This is a genomic window from Oricola indica, from assembly GCF_965227485.1.
GTDB lineage: Bacteria > Pseudomonadota > Alphaproteobacteria > Rhizobiales > Rhizobiaceae > Oricola > Oricola indica.
Window position 1 is genome coordinate 4,020,503 of record NZ_OZ245747.1, and the last position, 17,869, is coordinate 4,038,371.

General features: G+C 60.8%; 17 protein-coding genes. 2 read left to right on the forward strand and 15 right to left on the reverse strand.

Going from position 1 to position 17,869, the window contains the following annotated elements:
• Window positions 1-28 precede the first annotated feature (28 nt).
• The 6 genes from ACQK2M_RS20050 to ACQK2M_RS20075 are packed head-to-tail and all read right to left on the reverse strand — an operon-like array spanning window position 29 to window position 5,581.
• Window positions 29-490, reverse strand: coding sequence for an SRPBCC family protein (locus ACQK2M_RS20050; protein WP_425419249.1), 462 nt, complete (start codon window positions 488-490; stop codon window positions 29-31).
• Complete coding sequence (locus ACQK2M_RS20055) at window positions 487-1,473, reverse strand: amidohydrolase family protein (RefSeq protein ID WP_425419250.1); 987 nt, start codon at window positions 1,471-1,473, stop codon at window positions 487-489. The genes ACQK2M_RS20050 and ACQK2M_RS20055 overlap by 4 nt, the downstream gene beginning before the upstream one ends.
• Window positions 1,470-3,866 carry a xanthine dehydrogenase family protein molybdopterin-binding subunit gene (locus tag ACQK2M_RS20060; protein WP_425419251.1) on the reverse strand — a complete coding sequence of 799 codons (2,397 nt, stop codon included), beginning with the start codon at window positions 3,864-3,866 and terminating at the stop codon, window positions 1,470-1,472. The genes ACQK2M_RS20055 and ACQK2M_RS20060 overlap by 4 nt, the downstream gene beginning before the upstream one ends.
• On the reverse strand, window positions 3,863-4,360 hold the full coding sequence (locus tag ACQK2M_RS20065; RefSeq protein ID WP_425419252.1) for a (2Fe-2S)-binding protein: 498 nt from the start codon (window positions 4,358-4,360) through the stop codon (window positions 3,863-3,865). Before ACQK2M_RS20065 ends, ACQK2M_RS20060 begins: the two co-directional genes overlap by 4 nt.
• Window positions 4,357-5,229, reverse strand: coding sequence for an FAD binding domain-containing protein (locus tag ACQK2M_RS20070; protein WP_425419253.1), 873 nt, complete (start codon window positions 5,227-5,229; stop codon window positions 4,357-4,359). The genes ACQK2M_RS20065 and ACQK2M_RS20070 overlap by 4 nt, the downstream gene beginning before the upstream one ends.
• A gap of 31 nt (window positions 5,230-5,260) precedes the next feature.
• On the reverse strand, window positions 5,261-5,581 hold the full coding sequence (locus tag ACQK2M_RS20075; protein WP_223478481.1) for an NIPSNAP family protein: 321 nt from the start codon (window positions 5,579-5,581) through the stop codon (window positions 5,261-5,263).
• 242 nt (window positions 5,582-5,823) lie between these two features.
• Here ACQK2M_RS20075 and ACQK2M_RS20080 point away from each other — a divergent pair, with 242 nt between their 5' ends.
• Window positions 5,824-7,194 carry a PLP-dependent aminotransferase family protein gene (locus ACQK2M_RS20080; RefSeq protein ID WP_425419254.1) on the forward strand — a complete coding sequence of 457 codons (1,371 nt, stop codon included), beginning with the start codon at window positions 5,824-5,826 and terminating at the stop codon, window positions 7,192-7,194.
• A 281-nt stretch (window positions 7,195-7,475) separates the two neighbouring features.
• Here the strand turns inward: ACQK2M_RS20080 and ACQK2M_RS20085 are convergent, their stop codons facing one another.
• From ACQK2M_RS20085 to ACQK2M_RS20125, 9 genes are read right to left on the reverse strand one after another with little or no spacing between them, the layout of a single operon-like run.
• The gene (locus ACQK2M_RS20085) at window positions 7,476-8,366 is read right to left on the reverse strand and encodes an NAD(P)-dependent oxidoreductase (RefSeq protein ID WP_425419255.1); all 891 of its coding nucleotides are present in this window, start codon (window positions 8,364-8,366) and stop codon (window positions 7,476-7,478) included.
• On the reverse strand, window positions 8,363-8,833 hold the full coding sequence (locus tag ACQK2M_RS20090; protein WP_425419256.1) for a carboxymuconolactone decarboxylase family protein: 471 nt from the start codon (window positions 8,831-8,833) through the stop codon (window positions 8,363-8,365). The genes ACQK2M_RS20085 and ACQK2M_RS20090 overlap by 4 nt, the downstream gene beginning before the upstream one ends.
• Window positions 8,830-10,416, reverse strand: coding sequence for a GMC family oxidoreductase (locus ACQK2M_RS20095; RefSeq protein ID WP_425419257.1), 1,587 nt, complete (start codon window positions 10,414-10,416; stop codon window positions 8,830-8,832). The genes ACQK2M_RS20090 and ACQK2M_RS20095 overlap by 4 nt, the downstream gene beginning before the upstream one ends.
• 12 nt (window positions 10,417-10,428) lie before the next feature.
• A complete protein-coding gene (locus ACQK2M_RS20100; protein WP_425419258.1) occupies window positions 10,429-11,838 on the reverse strand; it encodes an aldehyde dehydrogenase family protein in 1,410 nt (469 codons plus the stop codon).
• Window positions 11,839-11,883: 45 nt separating this feature from the next.
• Window positions 11,884-12,939 carry a branched-chain amino acid ABC transporter permease gene (locus ACQK2M_RS20105; RefSeq protein WP_425419259.1) on the reverse strand — a complete coding sequence of 352 codons (1,056 nt, stop codon included), beginning with the start codon at window positions 12,937-12,939 and terminating at the stop codon, window positions 11,884-11,886.
• Window positions 12,936-13,796, reverse strand: coding sequence for a branched-chain amino acid ABC transporter permease (locus tag ACQK2M_RS20110; protein ID WP_425419260.1), 861 nt, complete (start codon window positions 13,794-13,796; stop codon window positions 12,936-12,938). Before ACQK2M_RS20110 ends, ACQK2M_RS20105 begins: the two co-directional genes overlap by 4 nt.
• A 3-nt stretch (window positions 13,797-13,799) precedes the next feature.
• Window positions 13,800-14,498, reverse strand: coding sequence for an ABC transporter ATP-binding protein (locus ACQK2M_RS20115; RefSeq protein ID WP_425419261.1), 699 nt, complete (start codon window positions 14,496-14,498; stop codon window positions 13,800-13,802).
• Window positions 14,485-15,225 carry an ABC transporter ATP-binding protein gene (locus ACQK2M_RS20120; RefSeq protein ID WP_425419262.1) on the reverse strand — a complete coding sequence of 247 codons (741 nt, stop codon included), beginning with the start codon at window positions 15,223-15,225 and terminating at the stop codon, window positions 14,485-14,487. The genes ACQK2M_RS20115 and ACQK2M_RS20120 overlap by 14 nt, the downstream gene beginning before the upstream one ends.
• Window positions 15,226-15,282: 57 nt before the next feature.
• Complete coding sequence (locus tag ACQK2M_RS20125) at window positions 15,283-16,500, reverse strand: ABC transporter substrate-binding protein (protein ID WP_425419263.1); 1,218 nt, start codon at window positions 16,498-16,500, stop codon at window positions 15,283-15,285.
• Between the two features lie 285 nt (window positions 16,501-16,785).
• On the opposite strand from ACQK2M_RS20125, the gene ACQK2M_RS20130 reads away from it, so the two are divergent.
• The gene (locus ACQK2M_RS20130; RefSeq protein ID WP_425419264.1) at window positions 16,786-17,718 is read left to right on the forward strand and encodes a LysR family transcriptional regulator; all 933 of its coding nucleotides are present in this window, start codon (window positions 16,786-16,788) and stop codon (window positions 17,716-17,718) included.
• The last annotated feature ends 151 nt before the right edge of the window (window positions 17,719-17,869 follow it).

The following is a 17,869-nucleotide window of genomic DNA, read 5'->3' on the forward strand; positions in this document are numbered from 1 at the left end:
CTCCTCTCGGCTTCGATTGCGGCCGTGCTCAACCGGCCGCTTTTTCAGCGCCGAAATGCTTTTTGAGCGCAGTGAAGAATTGTTTTGTCAGATGCTTGGCGACAGATTTCAGGACTCGTTGCCCCACTCCGGCCACGAGGCCGCCAATCTCGCCTTCACCTTCGTAGTCCAGCCGCGACTTGCCCGGCTCCAGTTCAGAGATCGTGAATTTCGCGGTACCGTCGCCGGTGCCCAAAGTGCCGCCACCGGACACCGTGATATGGCAGCTTTCCGGTTCATCCTTGTCGAAAAGGCGAACCTTGCCATCGAAAGACCCGCCGACAGCCGCGACCTTCAACTGCATCTTGACCTCGTAATCGTCCGGGGCGATTTCGGTCATTTCCTTGCAGCCGGGAATGCACTCCGTCAGCACCGCCGGATCCTGCAGCGCATCCCAGAGGTCCTGACGGCTGGCAGCGATTTCTTCGCTGCCGTAGAGTTCCATCTTCATCGGGTTTCTCCCATCAGTTCGAGAGCAAGACCGGATTCGATACTCAGGCGCTGTTCCGGGGTCAGCTGAACGCCATCCAGGATTTCACGCGGCTTCGGATCGCCAATCGGAAACGGCATGTCGGACCCCAGCATGATGCGGTCGGCGCCGACGCAGTCGATCAGCAATTGCAGTGCCCGGGGGTCATGCAGAAGCGTGTCATAATAGAGCAGTGACATCGCCTTGACCGGGTCTGCCATGTCTTCGGGATGAAGCGCATGGTTGTGGCGCAGCCGGCCGATAACATACGGCAGCGCGGCACCGCCAATTCCAACGACGATCTTGGCATTCGAGTATTTCTCGACGTGACCGGAATATATGATCCGGGTGACCGCGATCAGGCTGTCGGTGATACGTCCCAGCGCGTTCGGCATGCCGAAGTCGTGTACCCTGTCGTCGCCCGCATCGAAAACGGGATGAATGGCAACGATGGAGCCCAGGTCATGGGCCGCCTGCCAGAAGGCATCCAGCGCGGGATCGTCGAGTTCGCCACCGCCATTGTTTGGCTGCGTGCCGATCATTGTCCCTGAAAATCCGGCTTCATGCGCCTCGCGGAGCACTTCCGCCGCCGCCGCCCCATCCTGGGTCGGCGTTACGGAGAGACCGACGAAACGACCGCCGTTTTCCTTGCCGGCGGCCAGAAGATGGGCGTTGATGGTGCGCGCCCAGGCCTTGCCTTCCTCGGTGGGCAGGTCATTTCCGAACATGTCGAGCCATCCGGCGACGACCTGCCGATCGATTCCCTGCGCATCCATCCAGCCAAGGCGCTTCTCGATATTCGTGAGGCCGGGCGAAACCGGACGCGTCGCCTTCTTGCCTGAGAAGGAAAAGCTCACGCTCCCGTCCTTCGGCGTAATCGCGACGCTCGGGAACTCCGATGCGCGATCCTGAAGTTCCTCCAGAAGCTTCGGCGGTACCAGATGGGCGTGGGCGTCGATGATCATGTGTTCTCCTTGGCCGAAGCGATGGCGTCGCTGATTGCGCTCATCCGGATCGGCAGTTTGTTCAGGTGGATGTTCCAGGGGCGGAGCGCATCGTGGATCGCGCCGGAGATCGCCGCCGGCGCACCCAGATATCCGCTTTCGCCCGAACCCTTCTGACCAAATTCGGTAAAGGGCGACGGGGTACAATGGTGCACGATCTCGACCTCTGGCACCTCGTTTGACGAAGGCATCAGATAGTCGAGGAAGCTCTGGGTCATCAGATGACCCTCCGCGTCATAGGCAAATTCCTCGAGCAGGGCCGCGCCGATCCCGTGAGCGATACCGCCCAGCGTCATGCCCTTGACGATGTGCGGATTGATGACCGTGCCGCAGTCGTGACCGATGATGTAGCGCCGGATCTCGGGCTTCGCGAGCACCGGGTCGAATGCCATCAGCACGACATGAAACTCGAAGGAATAGCAGGGGTACATCTGTGCCTTGCCATCCTTCGGAAGAGCAACGCCCGTGGGAACCTGCTGAATGAAACTGGCGGTCAGGCCCGGATTGGTGCCTTCCGGCAGGTCGTGGAAACGCCGGTGCGCTATGTCCACCACCTCACTCCATTCGACCTTCCGGCCGTCCGGCCCGTGCACGACGCCCTCGGCATAGGTCACGGCGTCGGGCGCCACGCCCATCGAATGGGCGGCGATGGCGGAAATCTGGCGCTTGATATCGCGCGCGGCATTCGCAGCCGCGCCGCCAAGCATGATCGCCATGCGGCTGCCAACCGGCGAGTTGCCGGGCAGAGAACCGAGACTGTCCGGCCTCACGACACGAATGCGGTCTGGGTCGATTTCGAGCACTTCACCGACAACGGTCGCCGCCAGCGTCTCGTGCCCCTGCCCCGAACTCGTGGTGTGGATTGTCACCGTGACGTCGCCGAGCGCATCGACGTTCACGCGGCTGCCTTCCATCCAGGTGGATGTGCGGTTCTTGGGATTGAGAAGCGGTTCGAAGGATGAGTTGCCGCCGGACGGCTCGAGGCAGGCGGCGATTCCGATTCCAGCGCAGAGGCCGTCCGCACGCAGGCGGTCGCGTTCGGCGACGATGTCCTCGTAGCCCGATTGCGCCAATACCTTGTCGACCACCGCATGATAGTCGCCGCTGTCATATTTGCTGCCGGACGGGATCTCCCACGGAAACTCGTCCGACCGGATGAAGTTCTTGCGCCTCAGCGCGATCCGATCCATGCCGAGGTGCTCGGCAACCCGGTCCATCATGGTTTCCAGCGCGTAGTTGGTCGGAGACTGGCCGAAGCCGCGCACCGCCTCCTGGACCGCCTTGTTCGTGGTCACCGATTGCGCGCGATACTGCACCGAGTTGATGCGATAGGGGCCAACGATCGCTCCGATCGGCTTGCCGAGCTGGAACGGCGCCCGACCGGCGTAGGCGCCGGCATTGTCAAGCGCACGCATCTTCATCGCGTTGATCGTCCCATCGCGGTCAAAGGCAACCTCGATATCGAAAATCCGCTCCGGGCCGTGGGCGTCGCCCGAACGCATGTTTTCCAGGCGATCCTCGATAAGGCGAACCGGGCGTCCGAGCTTGCGCGCCAGATAAGCCGCCAGAACCGTGTGCTTGATCCCGCGCTTCACTCCGTAGGAACCGCCGACATCGACATCGTAATACACGCGAACGTCATTGCCGCGCAGGCCAAGCGCGCGGGCGATCTGGTCGGCGTATTTCGGCATCTGGATCGAGGCCCAGACTTCCAGCACGTTTTCCCAGGCGTTCCACTCACAGATCACGCCGAATGTCTCGATCGGCACGGTGGAGTTGCGACCCCAGGTCACGCGCAGCTTGAGCGTTTCGTCGCTCTTGGCGAAATCGTCCTCGACAGGGCCCCAGTCGAAGGTACGGTCGAGCAGGACATTGGAACCGTGCGACGGATGGACCGGGGTGGAATCCCCTTCCATCGCCTTTTCGGGATCCATCACATAGCCGAGCTTCTCGCCCTTGACCTTGACCTTTTCCGCCGCGTCTTCGGCGAGCGCCCGGCTGGTCGCGACCACGGCCGCAACCCATTCCCCGGCATATCGGTTCTGCCCAACTGCAAGCGGGAAACGGCGCACTTCCGGGGTATCGAGGCCGTTCATCAGCGGATTGACGGCGTTGGAAAGTTCGTTTCCGTCCACGACAGCAACCACGCCCTCCATCGCCAGCGCCTCTGACGCATCGATGTCCTCGATGGTCGCCGCGGGATGTTGGCTGGCGACGAGCGCCACGTGCAGCATGCCCGGGCGTTCGATGTCCTGCACGAAATGGCCTGCACCGGCGACAAAGCGGGTGTCCTCGCGGACCCGACGATCCGACGAAACGTAACGGCCGGAAAATGGTTTGGCGTGCTCGTTCATTGGCCTGCCTCCACCGCCGCAGCGTTGCTTTCACGCAACCGCCTGGCCGCGAGCCGCACCGCTTCGACGATCTGCCCGTAGCCGGTGCAACGGCAGATATTGCCCGAGATCGCTTCGCGGATCTCTTCGTCTGACGGGTCGCGGTTCTTGGCCAGCAAGGTCTTTGCAGCGAGGATCATGCCCGGCGTGCAATAACCGCATTGCAGGCCGTGGGTGGCACAGAAGCTGTCCTGTATGATGTCCATTTCGCCCGGCGCCGGCACGACGCCTTCGATGGTTGTCACCTCCGTCCCGTCGCACTGAACGCCGAGTATGAGGCAGGAGCGCACGGCCTCGCCGTCAATTTCCACGGTGCAGGCACCGCATACACCATGCTCGCACCCGGCATGCGTGCCCTTGAGACCGAGTTCATCGCGCAGCGCATCAAGCAGCGTCACGCGCGGCTCGACATCGATCTGGACCTGCTGGCCGTTGACTGTGAGGTTTGTTTTCATGCCGCCTCTCCCATTGCGGCCACACGCGCGTCTTCCAGCGCCTGCCCGGCGAGACGCGCGGCGGCACGGCGGCGATAGCTCGCAGTGGCGTGAAGATCCTCGACGCATTCGAGATCCTCGAGCGCAGCTTCGACCGCGTCCTGAACATCCTTCTCGCCGAGACCGGTTCCCGCGAGACTCGATACATCGACAGCAACCGGGACATCGCCGACTGCGCCGATGCCCAGCAAGGCCTCGATGCATTTTCCTTCGGCATCCAGCACGACCTGCGCGCCGGCGGAGGCAAAGGCATAGTCGCTGCGACGGGACGCCACTTCACGGAACCCGGCTCCAACGCGACCGGATGGCCGTTTCGGGAAGATGACGCGTGTCAGGAGACCGCCCATCGGGGCCATTGTGACAGTGGGACCGATGAAGAAGTCTTCGGGCGTGATCACCTCTTCCTCACCGTCGGCGAGGAAGACGATCCGGGCATCCAGTATGGTTGCGGCGAGCGCGATCTCCGCGGACGGATCACCATGCGCAACAGATCCACCGACAGTGCCGCGTGCGCGGGTCGGCGGGTGGCCGACATTCGGAAGCGCTGCCGCAAGCAGCGGCACCTCACGGGCGATCAAATCCGAGCGCAAGGCGACCGCCTGACGCACGGCCGCACCGATGGCGATGCCTTCGCCGGAATCCTCTATGGCGCCCAATTCGTCGAGCCGAGTGATGTCCACCAGCAACGACGGACGGGCGAGCCGCATGGCGAGCATGGGCACGAGCGTCTGGCCACCGGCCAGCACACGCGCCTCCGCGTCGTCCGCCAGCGCTTCGCAAGCCTCCGTCACGGAGGCCGGGCGCAGATAGTTGAATGGGGCCGCTTTCACGACATACTCCTCCAGAGGCCTGCCGGGACGGTCAGCTGTTCGGCAGTCCGGGAACCAGCGGCTTCAGCACCGTTTTGTGCTGCTTGGCGATCAGAGGACCATTGGCCTCGGAAGCCGCCTTCGCAGCCTTCCAGCCCTCGTCGCCTCCGAACGACGCCCAAGCCTTGTCACGGGCTTCCTCGTCTTCGTAACGCGTCAGGTAGGTCAGCATGCCACTGTCGGCATCGGTGAACACACCAAGCAGTTCAATGCCGTGCCCCGGCAGGCGCGGCACCACTTCCTCGATGAAACGCTGCCGCACTTTGTCCGCACATCCTTCGACGTGCTCATAGACACGCATTTCATATAGCATTGGAATGACCCACTAACACAATGTTTCTCAATTTGCCCAACGGTACAATGACAATGCGATATGTCAAACGGAAAGTTATACAATTAGTGGTTTAATTTCCAGATTCCTTTGGACGCAATGCAACAATCCATATGCGGCAGCGCAAAAAAGACGGCGAACACGTGCGGATACCGTCTCCGGGAAGGAAAATGTTGCGACAATCCGAAAATTGTCCTATTCGTCGAAAAAGCGCAGAGGATGCAATGGACTGGTACCCGACACTCCCTTTCGGCGAGGGCCCACGCTACGTTCAGATCGTCGCCGCCCTGAAAAGCGACATCGCGAGTGGCCGGGTTGCCGGCGGCCAACGCCTGCCCACCCACAGGGAGATGGCGTCCCAGCTCGGATTGAGCGTGGGAACGATTTCCAAAGCCTACGCGCTTGCCGAACGTCAACGCCTTATTTCGGGGCAAGTCGGGCGCGGCACATTCGTACTGCCGCCTGCAAACAATATCGGCGTCGTCGAATCGACGACTGGCGCGGAGCAGGTCAATATGGCCCTGAACGCGCCTCCGGCCACGGGTGAGGCCGCGATCTTTGCGAAGGTCCTCAACGAGATCGCGGCGGATGACGATTTTCCGTCGTTGCTGAGCTACCTGCCGCACCAGGGTATAAGACGGCACCGCGCGGCGGTTGCCGGGTGGCTCGGACGGCATGGAACCGCCGTTGAGCAGAGCGACATCTACATTACCAACGGCGCGCAGCATGCCATCTCCGTTTCGCTCCGTCTTCTGGCGCGGCCCGGCACACCGGTCCTGGCCGAGAACCTCCCCTATTCGGGGCTGACCGCTCTCGCACTCATGGAAGATTATGTGCTGCACGGCGTGGCGATGGATAACCACGGGCTCGTTCCCGACGCCCTGGATGCCGCGTTGCGAGAAACGGGTTCCAAGGTTCTGTGCTGCACGCCCACGATCCAGACTGCGACCGGTTCGATCATGCCGACGGAGCGCCGTCGCGAGATCGCCGAGATCATTCGTCGCCATGACGCGTGGATCATCGAGGACGACGTGTACAGTTTCCTCTGTCCCGATCCGCCGCCAACGCTTTCGTCCTTCCTGCCCGAGCGCTCATTCTACGTGATCAGTTTCGCGAAATGTCTGATGCCCGGGCTCAGGATCGGCGCATTGCACGCGCCTGCCGCGTTTCGCGACAGGATTGTCAATGCCATCCGCTCCACCGGCTGGATGGCGAACGCGATCATGAGCGAAGCCGTTGTGAGGATGATCGAAAGCGGCGCGCTCGAAAGCCAGATCCGGCTGAAGCGCAATGCGGCTGCGGAAAGAACGATGCTGGCGCAGAGCATTCTGGGCAGCTATCTGCACTCGACGGCGGTGCCCGCTTTCCACGCATGGCTCACCATGCCCGCGGGGCGAACCGCGACAAGTCTCGCCGCTCAGGCCGCGTTCCGCGGCATTACGCTGGCAACGCCCAGCCCGCTGAGCGCCGCATCAGGCGTCGCGCCGGGCATTCGCGTGTGCCTCGGCGCGGCAGAAACGCCCGAGAAACTCAGCTCGGCCCTGCATGTTTTGGGGTCGATTCTTCGGGAGTCCGAGGAGATGGCGTTCGTCTGAACGCCCCAATCCAATGCGGCCGGACTGAAACTCGGCTGCGCCGGCATTTTTCCAAAGCCGGCACCTACGTCCCTCACTCCCACTCGATCTTATACTGGGTGGATAGTGCATTGTTTTCGCGAGTAAACTTGCGACACTTGGGCTGCTGTACCGTCATTGATACCGTCGCAATCTCAAATTATTGAAATCATTAAAATATTTCTTGGATCAAGTTTTCGTTATCTAAATGCGGCGTCCCGGAACGACTGCCAGGGCCGTTCCGGGCAGACGAATCCCCGTCCTCATTTCGCGGCAATGGCACTCCAGTGGCGATAGGCGGTGGTGTGGTCGTCGTCGGAACTGCCTGCCTCAAGTGCCCCACGCCACCAAGAGCCGGTTTGCGCGACCATGGGCAGATTTGCCTCGAGCTCCTCGGACATGGTGGCGGCGATGCCAACATCCTTGGTTAAGAGTCCGAGTGTGAAACCCGAATTGTAGCGCTCGCTTAGCACCTGGGCACCAAGCAGATTCTCGGTCGCGAAATTTCGGCCCGTAGACGTGTTGATGATGTCCAGCATGACAGCACGATCCAGGCCAAAACGTTCGCCGAGGATCAGCGCTTCGCTGGCGGACGCGAAGTTCGAACCGGCGATGAAGTTGTTCAGCGCCTTCATCGCGTGTCCCGAACCGACGCCCCCAGTGGCGATTATCTTCTTTCCGAAGGTCTCGAGCACGGGGCGAAGCCTGTCGACCAGTGCGGCATCCTTCGCGCCGACCATGATCGTCAACGTTCCGTTCACCGCGCCCGGCACGCCACCTGAAACCGGAGCGTCCGCAAACACGACCCCCGACTTTTCCAGTTCGTCCGCCAGCATGCGCGATCCACCGGGCTCCGACGAACTCATATCAACGATGACGTCGCCGGCGGACATTCTGCCAGCAAGCCCGCCATCGCATGTCACAACCTCGCGAACCACGCTTCCGGTCGGCAGCATCGTGATCACGATGCCACTGGCCTCGCCCAATTCGGCCAGATTTGCCGCTGCTGTCGCTCCGATCTCCTGCGCGAAATCCCGGGTGAGAAGATCGTCGACATCGTAAACGGTCAGAGAGAACCCCTTGGCGACAAGGTGCCTCGCCATCGGCTTGCCCATGTTGCCGAGGCCGACCAGTCCTATGTGTTCGCCGCTCATGCGTTCTGCTCCCCGTCGATTTCGTCAAATACTTCCTTCGCTGCCAGCATCGCGTCGACCATGAGCGGGATACCGCAATAGAGATGAGCATGAAGAAACAGGGCCTGAAGCTCCTCGCGAGAGGCACCATTGGAAAGCGCACCGCGCACATGGATCTTGATCTCGTGCCTTCGCCCTGCAGCGGTCAGCATGGCCACGGTCAGCAGGCTGCGCCATTTCAGGTCGATGACCTCATTCTGCCAGCCGTCGCCGAAACAGTGTTCCGTGACGATGGCCTGCATCGGCTTCAGAAAATCGCCGCATTCGCTCACCTGGCGATCCGTCGTTTCTTTTCCAAACATCGCCCGGCGCAATTCAAGCCCGCGCTCGGCATTTTTGCTATTCATCGTCTTTCTCACTTTCTTCGTTGTGCTGGCAGGACTTAGTGGCGAGCCCAGCGTTGCTCCGCAAAAAATCAGCGCTGTCACCCATCGGCGAGCATGAAGTTTGCCGTGCGATCGGCGATCATCATGACGGGCGCATTGGTGTTTCCGGATACGAGCGTCGGCATGACGGAACAGTCCGAAATCCGCAGCCCTTCCATGCCGTGAACCTTCAACTGCGGATCGACGACGGCCATCGTGTCAGTGCCGGGGCCCATCTTCGCTGTCCCGGCCGGATGATAGATCGTCTTGGCGACCGACCGCACGTAATCGCGCATGGCCTTCGGATCCTTCTCGACGCCGGGTTCCGGCAAGGCGCGGCGTTTCACCAGCTTCTCAAGAGACGGCTGCTCGCCGATACGGATGGCCAGTTCGGTTCCGCGCACCAATGTCTCCAGATCCTCGGGATCGGACAGCGAATTGGGTTTGAAGTCCGGCGCGACATTCGGGTCGGATGATTTCAGCTTGACCTGCCCTCGTGACCGCGGCCGCAGGAAGGCAGGTCCGATGGCGATACCGTGGCCGGGCTCCGGATCGCGGTCCACGAAACCGATGAATGTCGGCAGCACATGGAACTGGATGTCAGGCAATCCGGTCCCAGCCGTATCTGCGAAACCGCCGGATTCGATTATGTTCGAAGCGAGAAGGCCGGATTTGCTCGCCAGATACCGGAAGAAATGCTTGAGGGCGGAAAATCCCTTGTCCTGACCCAGAATGGATATCGGGTCGTTCAGTTCGAACTGGACAGTCGATTCCAGATGGTCCTGATAGTTCTCCCCGACGCCCGGCAGGTCATGAACGACATCGATGCCGAGGTTCTGCAGTTCCTCGCCATTGCCTATGCCGGAGCGCTGGAGGAGAACCGGTGTCGCGATGGCCCCGGCGGTGAGCACGACCTCGCGTTTTGCGCGGATGCTTCGACCATCGGCCAGTCGCACCCCGACAACGCGCCGCCCCTCGGTTTCCAGCCGGTCAACCCGTTGTTGCGTCATGATCGTAAGGTTCGGCCGCGCGCGGGCCTCCTGGAGAAACGCCGTCGCGCTGCTCCAGCGTTTCCCGTCATGGGTGGTCGTGTGATAGAAGCCCACCCCCTCCTGCGCCGCACCGTTGAAATCCTCATTGTAGGGAAGGCCCGCCTCCTGCCCCGCGCGTACGAAAGCGCGCGCCAGGGGATGGGCATGAAGATTGCGCGACACGCACAATTCTCCCGCGGAACCGTGATAGTCGTTGGAGAGAAATTCGTGCCTTTCCATGCCGCGAAAAACCGGCAGAACGTCGCTGTATGACCAGCCGGTGCAGCCCATTTGCGCCCAGCTGTCGTAATCGGCAGCCTGTCCGCGGATATAGACCATCCCGTTGACCGACGACCCCCCGCCAATCACCTTGGCCTGCGGGACAATTGTCGAACGGTTTGCCAGCCCGGCATCGCCGTCGCTTCTGTACTCCTTAACCTTTTCGCCTTTCGCGAGCACCCGGAAGAATGTGGCCGGCGTACGGATGTCCCAGCTGTCATCCCAGCCGCCCCACTCAATCAGCAGAACCCGGTTCGAGGATGACGCCGACAGGCGGTTCGCCAGCACGCAACCGGAGGAACCGCCGCCGACCACGATAAAATCATAATCAGACATGGGATGCGGCTCCTACCCGTTGATGACCTGCAGATCGGTGTATTCGGCCAATCCCCACTTGCCGAACTCGACACCCAGGCCGGAGCGCTTGACCCCGCCAAACGGCACGTCCGGGCGGACCGGACCGTGATTGTTGATCCAGGCCGTGCCGCATTCGAGGCGCCGCGCCAGTTCCCGCCCACGCTCCAGGTCCTTGGTCCAGATCGAACCGCCCAGTCCGTTCGGATTGTCGTTGGCTCGGGTGATCACATCGTCGATATCGCTGAAGCGGATAATTGGCAGGACCGGGCCGAACTGCTCCTCGTCGACGAGGCGCACGCCGTTATCGACGTCGGCGACCAATGTGACGGGATAGAAAAGCCCCTCGCCCGCGGCGTCCGGGTCACCGCCCAGAAGAAACCGGCCGCCATGGGCACGCGCATCCTCGACGAGGTTGGCGACCTTGTCGTACTGCATGCGGTTCTGGATCGGACCGAGATGCGTACCTTCCTGCAGGCCGTTACCGACGACGATCCCCTTGGCGAAGTCGGTCAGCTCCCGACACACCTCGTCATAAATATCGTCATGGACGTAAAGCCGCTTGAGCGCGGCGCAGGTCTGGCCGTTGTTGATGAATGCGCCCCAGAAAAGGCCTTCGGCGATCTGCCTGGGATCGCAGTCGGGCAGAACGATCCCGGCGTCATTGCCGCCAAGTTCCAGCGTGAGCCGTTTGATCGTCTCGGACGCGCCGGCCATCACCTTGCCGCCGGTCGTCGACGATCCGGTGAAGACGATCTTGGCGATCCCTTCATGTGCGGACATGGCTCCGCCGATCTCGCCATCGCCGGTGATGCAGTTGACGACACCGTCAGGTAAGACCCCCGCAATCAGTTCGATCATTCGCAAGGTGGACAACGGGGTATAGGGAGACGGCTTGATGATCGCCGTGTTCCCCGACCGGATCGCCGGCATCAGATGCCAGATTGCCGTCATGAGCGGCCAGTTCCAAGGCGTAATCGAGCCGACAACACCAACTGGCTTCTGATAGACGGCAACCCGCCCCTCATTGTCATCCTGAATGATCTCGGGTTCCATACTCAAGCTAGAAGCGTGGCGCGCCCAGCCAACGCATCCACCGAGTTCGAAACGCGAACCCAGGCCATCGAGCGGCTTGCCCTGCTCGAGCGTGACCAGCTTCGCGAGTTCCTCGGAATTGGCCTCGATGACGTCGGCGACCTTGTTGCAGTAGTCCCTCAAGGCAGCATCTCCGGACATCGAATAGGCCGGGAAAGCGTCTTTCGCGGCCGTCACGGCGGCGTCGAGGTGGGCAAGCGTGGAAACCGGCGCCAGTGCGACGACTTCGTTCGTCGCCGGGTTCCTGACTTCCGTGTGCTGTTCGGTGGCAATTTTCTGGCCGCCGATAATCAGGTCATACTTTTCCATTTCCGTTCCTCCAGTTTTCAGGTGGCCGCTCGGTACGGCCCATTGCTATGGCGTTTCCGCCGCTGTTTTTCCGCGCGTTTTTCCCATGCGTGCCGCTTCGCCCGGGACAGGCCGGCGGACGCCGAAAATCTCGAAATTCAGTTTCCGGTGGAGAAGGCCCCAGATCCCCTGCGGAGCGAGCAACATCGTCACGACCGCCACCAAGCCGGTCAGCACGAGGTACCAATTGCCGTAGTCCGAGAAGAGCTCGCGGAGCGCGAAGTACACCACGGCGCCGATAATCGGTCCTTCGACGCGGCCGATGCCGCCGATAATGGTGATGAACAACATCATCACAGCCCAGTTCAGATCGAAGGCTGCGGCGGGCACGACCTGCAGCGACGAGACGAAATAGACCGCCCCGGCGAGACCGACACCCGCGGCCGAAATCACGAAGGTCACGAACCGGATCTTCCAGACATCTATGCCCAGGCTGAGAGCCGCCCTTTCGTTATTGCGCACCGCGCTCAGGGCCAATCCGATATCCGAGCGAAGCACCGCGCTGACGACCACCAGCGATCCGAGCGCGACAGCTCCGGAAATCCAGAAGATCGCGATCGAGAACGTGTTGAAATCAAGTTGGCGGATACTCATCAGCGTCATGCCAAGCTGGCCGCCGAAACCCGGTATCTTGCCACTCAATATCGAGAAGACTTCCGCCACGACCCAGATGCCGATGGCGAAATAGGCGTCGCGCAGCCGAAACAGCATTGGCGCGAGCAACGCCGCTGCTAATCCCGCACCGATTGGAGCGGCAAGGAGCGACACATAGGGATTGAGGCCAAGTCCGTTGGAGACCACGAATGCACTGTAGGCTCCGACGCCCACGAAAGCCTGATGCCCGAAGGAGAGCAGCCCGGCATATCCGGCAAGCAGGTTCCACATCTGCGCCATGGCGAGAACGAGTAGTATCTCGCTGCCTATCCGCATCGTACCCTCGTCGAGATACCAGGGGCCGGCGGCTACAAGCCCGGCGGCAAGCAAACCGAGCGTGGCCAATACGGGCAATGGCAGGACACGGGCGGCGCGATCGGAGCCGTGCGTGGCGGATTTCCGGCTCATGTCCTCACCCCCGCAAAACCCTGCGGTCGGAATAGGAGGACCGCCAGAAACGTCAAATGAGCGAACAGCAGCCCGCTGCCGGGATCGAATTTGAGGCCGACCAGATGAGCGACTCCCAGAAGAAGGCCGCCAAAGAAGGTGTAGAACATCGAGCCGGCGCCGCCGATGATCACCACCTCGAGTGCGATCAGCAGCCGATCGACCCCGGAGAAGGGCGTGAAGCCCGACCGCATGCCCAGCAGCACGCCGGCCACACAGGACATCGCTATGGCGATGCCCATCGCTGCCGCGTAAATTCGGCGATGATCGACGCCGAAGATCTCGATAGTATCCGCATCATCCGCGGCAGCGCGGATGTTCCGGCCGAAGCGGGTTTGCCGGATGATCCAGAACAGCAGTCCGAAACACGCCGCAGTAACGACGAACAAGACGAGCGGCAGCACGCCGATCGACAGACCGCCGAAATCGACGCTTGCGGTCTTGAGCGCACCGGCATCGATTGACCTTAGGTCAGCGCCGAACAGTTCCGCCATGGCGTTGCGCATGATGATCGACAGGCCGAATGTCAGGATCAGCGGCCGCAGCGGGTCGGCTCCGATCACCCTGTTGAGAAGGCCGGCCTGAAGCAGATAGCCTATAGCGACACCGATCAGCGCGACGACAATCACATTGAGAGCCGGCGGCAGACCGAGACTCGTGCTGAGAAAATAGCCGATATAGGCGGCAAGCACGATGAATTCGCCATGCGCGACATTGACGATCCGCATGATGCCGAAGGCGAATGCCAGCCCCAGCCCGAACAGGCCATAGAGCGACCCGATCAGCAATCCGTTTACGATTGTCGATACCCAATCCATGAGTCACATACCAAAATAGGCGTCAGAGATTTCATCCATCGAGAAACCATCGCTGCGGCCGGTCAGGCTGAAGCGGCCCTCGAGAAGGCAATACAGGCGGTCGGAGGCGTCTTTCGCGCGGGCGACGTCCTGTTCAACGAGAATGATCGATACGCCGCTCTCGCGGATCTGACCGAAACAGGCGTAGATTTCCCGGATGACTTTCGGCGCGAGGCCCAGCGAGATCTCGTCGCAGAGCATCAACCTCGGATTCGAGATAAGGGCGCGACCGATCGCCACCATCTGCTGCTGTCCACCGGAGATCTGGCTGACGGGATGGCGGCGCAGATCACGCAGGACCGGAAAAAGCGAATAGACCGCGTCGAGCGTCCAGGCGCCCTCGCGTCCGGTCATGCCGCCAATCTGCAGGTTTTCCTCGACATTCAGCGACCGGAACAAGCGTCGCCCCTCGGGGACGAGGGTTATGCCGGCACGAGCATTGGAAAATACGTGTTCGCGCGTGATGTCGACACCGTCGAATTCGACCGTGCCGTTCTTGGAGGCAAGTGAACCCAGAATGGCCGACAGAAAGGTGGATTTTCCAGCTCCGTTGGCGCCGATGACCGCAACGGTCTCGCCGCTCCCGATCGAAAAATCGAGATCGAACAGGGCCTGGAAATCGCCGTAGAAGGCGTTCAGCTTGCGAATGTCAATGAGCGGCATCGACTTCGATCCCGAGATAGATTTCGCGCACCTCGGCGCTGTCGAGCGTTTCGCGAACAGGGCCTTCCAGCAGTTTCTGCCCGAAATGGAGAACCATGAGACGGTCGGCCACGGCGGTAAGCGCGTGTGCCACGTGCTCAATCCAGATCATGGCGACACCGGCCTTGAGACTGCGAAGAAGCGATACCAGTTCCTTGCCTTCGAGCTCGGTGAGGCCGCCTGCGATTTCGTCGAGGAGCAGAACCTTGGGACGGATCGCGATCGCCTTGGCCAGTTCCAGCCGCTTGCGGTCCAGCAGCGTCAGGGCGCCGGCATTGCGATGCCGCTTGTCATACAACGCGGTCTGCTCAAGAACCTCGCAACTGTATTCCGCCGCTTCCTTGTGATGCATGCCGCCGCCAAAACGGGCTGCGACCAGAACATTCTCGAAGACCGGAATATCGGCGAAGGGTTGCGGCACCTGAAAAGCACGGGAGATGCCGGCGCCTGCCCGCTTGTGGGCCGGCAGATTGGAGATGTCGGCGCCCTCAAGCAGAACCTTGCCGGCATCCGGCCTTATCGATCCGTCCATCAAGTTGAACAGCGATGTCTTGCCGGCGCCATTCGGTCCGAGAATGCCAAGGCACTCATCTTTCCCGACCGAAAACGATATGCCTTGAGCGACATGGATCGCGCCGAAGCGTTTATCCAGTCCTTCCACGCGGAGGACTTCATTTGCGTTATGCATGATCTCGACATCCGGTGTTGCCGGCCGCCGGACTATCCGGCGGCCGGTTTGCAGGGATCAGGCCCGTAATTCAGACAGAAGCTTGAAGTCCGCCTGGGGGTTGATCGCCGGCGCTGTCGGATTGGAGGTGATCAGGAGATCGTACTCGAACGGCCCGTCAGGCGTCCGGAACCACTGCCCCATTGCCATGTCCGTGATTGCGCAACTCTTGACCGGCGACTTGACGAAGTCGATCGGTCCGAGAACGGAATCGATCTGCATTGCGTTGATTGCGTCACGCACGGCTACAGGGTTTTTCGGATCGCCCGATGTCGCGAGAGCATTGAAGCCGACCTCGAACAAGGCATGCATGTAGCCGATCGGCTGCGTCCACTGGCGTCCGGTATCTTTTGTCCACTGCTGGGCGAGCTCCGCCGCGCTTTGCCCCGTCTGTGACGAGGAAAACGGTACACCGGGGCTCCACCAGACTTCGGTCGAGACGCCGTTACCGCGATCGCCGAGCGCTTCCACTCCGGAAGGGAACAGGAATGCCGCGGCGATTGTGACGACCTCCGGCGAGTAGCCCATTTGAGCAGCCTGGTTCCAGAGCGTCACGAAGGACGGCGCAAAAACGAAGCCGGTCATGATGTCGGCGTTCGCATTCTTGAACTTGCCGATCTGGTTGCTGAAATCATCGGTGTCCAGTCGGTAGAACCCGCCTGGGACCTGCTCGTAGCCGGCCTTGATGAATGCGCCGGCAAGGCCATTGTCGGTGTCGGCGAAGACATGGCCGGGAGGATTGTCGACATAGAGATCGCCGACGACCTTGTTGGTGTCCACCGCGTTCCACTGCCCGACATAATTCTTGGCCAGATCACCCGCGGAAAACCCGAAGAAGAAGGTGAATGGATAGCCTTTTTCCGGCGTTGACCCGCGTGCCGCTATGAACGGCTCCCACTGGGTCAGTGTCGAAACGAAGGGGACGCCGACCTGATCAGCGAGCTCACCGCCAGTGATGTGCGAATCGGCATCGTCGGCGAGAAGAATATCCACGCGGTCACGCAGGATCAGGTCGGAAACGACCTGCCCCGCTCTGGCCGGATTGGACTGTGTATCGCGAACAAGGATCTCTACCGGGTAAGACTTACCGCCGATATCGATGCCGTTCGCATATTTTTGGCGAAATTTCTCAACGTTCCACTCGGCCGGCTCGCTGAACTCGGCACGCGGCCCAGTAAGCGATGTGATGTAGCCGATCTTGATGGAATTTTCCTTGGCGCGGGCGATGTTCGGCATCGCAAGCCCTGCGACTGACGCTGCGCTTGCCGCCAAGAAATGCCGGCGCGGCATGATAATAGCCGAGTTTGATGGCCCCTTCGGGGTGTTCTTTCCCATATGATCCTCCCTTTTTGTCCGGAGTACGCCAGCCACTTCCCTCCTCCCGTGGAGGAAACACTGCGAACTCCGATTGGGCCAATCCTGCACGGACACCAAAGGCGAACAACGAGGTTGCGTCGATGCTTAAGTTCGATATTTTCGAACGGTTAGCGGACAAAGCACCTAAAACATGGAGTATTTAGATTGGAGCGCGAAGACCTGCTGAAAGTCGATTTTCATACCCTCCGCGTGCTGGTTACGGTCCATCAATACTCCTCGATCCGCAAGGCTGCGGACAGTCTGGATATGAGCCAATCCTCGATCAGCTATCTGATCGACCGCTTGCGTTCAGTGTTCAACGACGAGCTTTTCGTGCGCCTCGGCCGCGGGATCACGGCAACGCGGAGATGCGATACAATCGTCGAAGGCGCGAAGTCCCTGATTACCCAACTGGACGAACTTGCCTCTGTTGCCGAATTCGAACCCGCATCGACGACCGAGCACTTTGTCCTGAGCTGCAATTTCTACGAGCGCAGCATCTTTCTGCCCCCGCTCACCCACCGTCTGAGCGCCCTCGCACCTCACGTAAAACTGTCGGTCGTGACAGTCGGCGGGCACGGCTTGCAACTGCTGGAGTCGGGGAATTGCGACGTTGTGATATCGCCGCTGCAAGGAGAAACCGGCGGCTTGTACTGCAAACGCCTGATGGCCGAATCCTATGCGTGTTTCGTTTCGGAAGGCAGTCGCTGGGCGAAGGAACCCCTGACGATGGAAAGCTACATGGACGCCAAGCACATCATCGCGAGACCGGCACCTGAATGGAAACCCCATTTCCTCGCGACACTGGACGCGATGGGCGTTTCCATAAGGCCGCAGATCGAGGTATCCGGTTTCGGGGCAATCGACCGCGTCGTAGAGGATACCGACCTGGTTCTCACCGCTTCTGAAGGGTTTTCACGAATATTTTCGCCGAGGATCAAATCGGTAGCGGCACCATTCGAATGCGAATTTCCCTTCTACATGACCTGGCACGGAAGAACCCACGCATCCCCCGCTCATAGATGGTTTCGAAATCAGATAAGCGAGACCGCTCAAGAACTGAAATCGACGTTCGGGGCATCAAAAAAGGCCGGCTAAAAGGGAGCCCCACTGTTGATTTGGGCACCGTGCCATCCGCCCGAAACAATGCACTCAAGAATGCAGGACTTTCACCGACCAACTATCAGCCGACAGGTTGAAGCGTCCGTGAAACGAATTCGGACGCATCACGAACGAGATCCAGGCGGGC

Excerpts from the sequence above, each read along its gene's own strand:
- ACQK2M_RS20110 (WP_425419260.1), bottom strand. The coding sequence starts at position 13,796 with ATGGATTGGGTATCGACAATCGTAAACGGATTGCTGATCGGGTCGCTC.
- ACQK2M_RS20085 (WP_425419255.1), bottom strand. The coding sequence starts at position 8,366 with ATGAGCGGCGAACACATAGGACTGGTCGGCCTCGGCAACATGGGCAAG.
- ACQK2M_RS20080 (WP_425419254.1), top strand. The coding sequence starts at position 5,824 with ATGGACTGGTACCCGACACTCCCTTTCGGCGAGGGCCCACGCTACGTT.
- ACQK2M_RS20105 (WP_425419259.1), bottom strand. The coding sequence starts at position 12,939 with ATGAGCCGGAAATCCGCCACGCACGGCTCCGATCGCGCCGCCCGTGTC.
- ACQK2M_RS20060 (WP_425419251.1), bottom strand. The coding sequence starts at position 3,866 with ATGAACGAGCACGCCAAACCATTTTCCGGCCGTTACGTTTCGTCGGAT.
- ACQK2M_RS20095 (WP_425419257.1), bottom strand. The coding sequence starts at position 10,416 with ATGTCTGATTATGATTTTATCGTGGTCGGCGGCGGTTCCTCCGGTTGC.
- ACQK2M_RS20120 (WP_425419262.1), bottom strand. The coding sequence starts at position 15,225 with ATGCATAACGCAAATGAAGTCCTCCGCGTGGAAGGACTGGATAAACGC.
- ACQK2M_RS20125 (WP_425419263.1), bottom strand. The coding sequence starts at position 16,500 with ATGCCGAACATCGCCCGCGCCAAGGAAAATTCCATCAAGATCGGCTAC.
- ACQK2M_RS20075 (WP_223478481.1), bottom strand. The coding sequence starts at position 5,581 with ATGCTATATGAAATGCGTGTCTATGAGCACGTCGAAGGATGTGCGGAC.
- ACQK2M_RS20065 (WP_425419252.1), bottom strand. The coding sequence starts at position 4,360 with ATGAAAACAAACCTCACAGTCAACGGCCAGCAGGTCCAGATCGATGTC.
- ACQK2M_RS20100 (WP_425419258.1), bottom strand. The coding sequence starts at position 11,838 with ATGGAAAAGTATGACCTGATTATCGGCGGCCAGAAAATTGCCACCGAA.
- ACQK2M_RS20115 (WP_425419261.1), bottom strand. The coding sequence starts at position 14,498 with ATGCCGCTCATTGACATTCGCAAGCTGAACGCCTTCTACGGCGATTTC.
- ACQK2M_RS20050 (WP_425419249.1), bottom strand. The coding sequence starts at position 490 with ATGAAGATGGAACTCTACGGCAGCGAAGAAATCGCTGCCAGCCGTCAG.
- ACQK2M_RS20055 (WP_425419250.1), bottom strand. The coding sequence starts at position 1,473 with ATGATCATCGACGCCCACGCCCATCTGGTACCGCCGAAGCTTCTGGAG.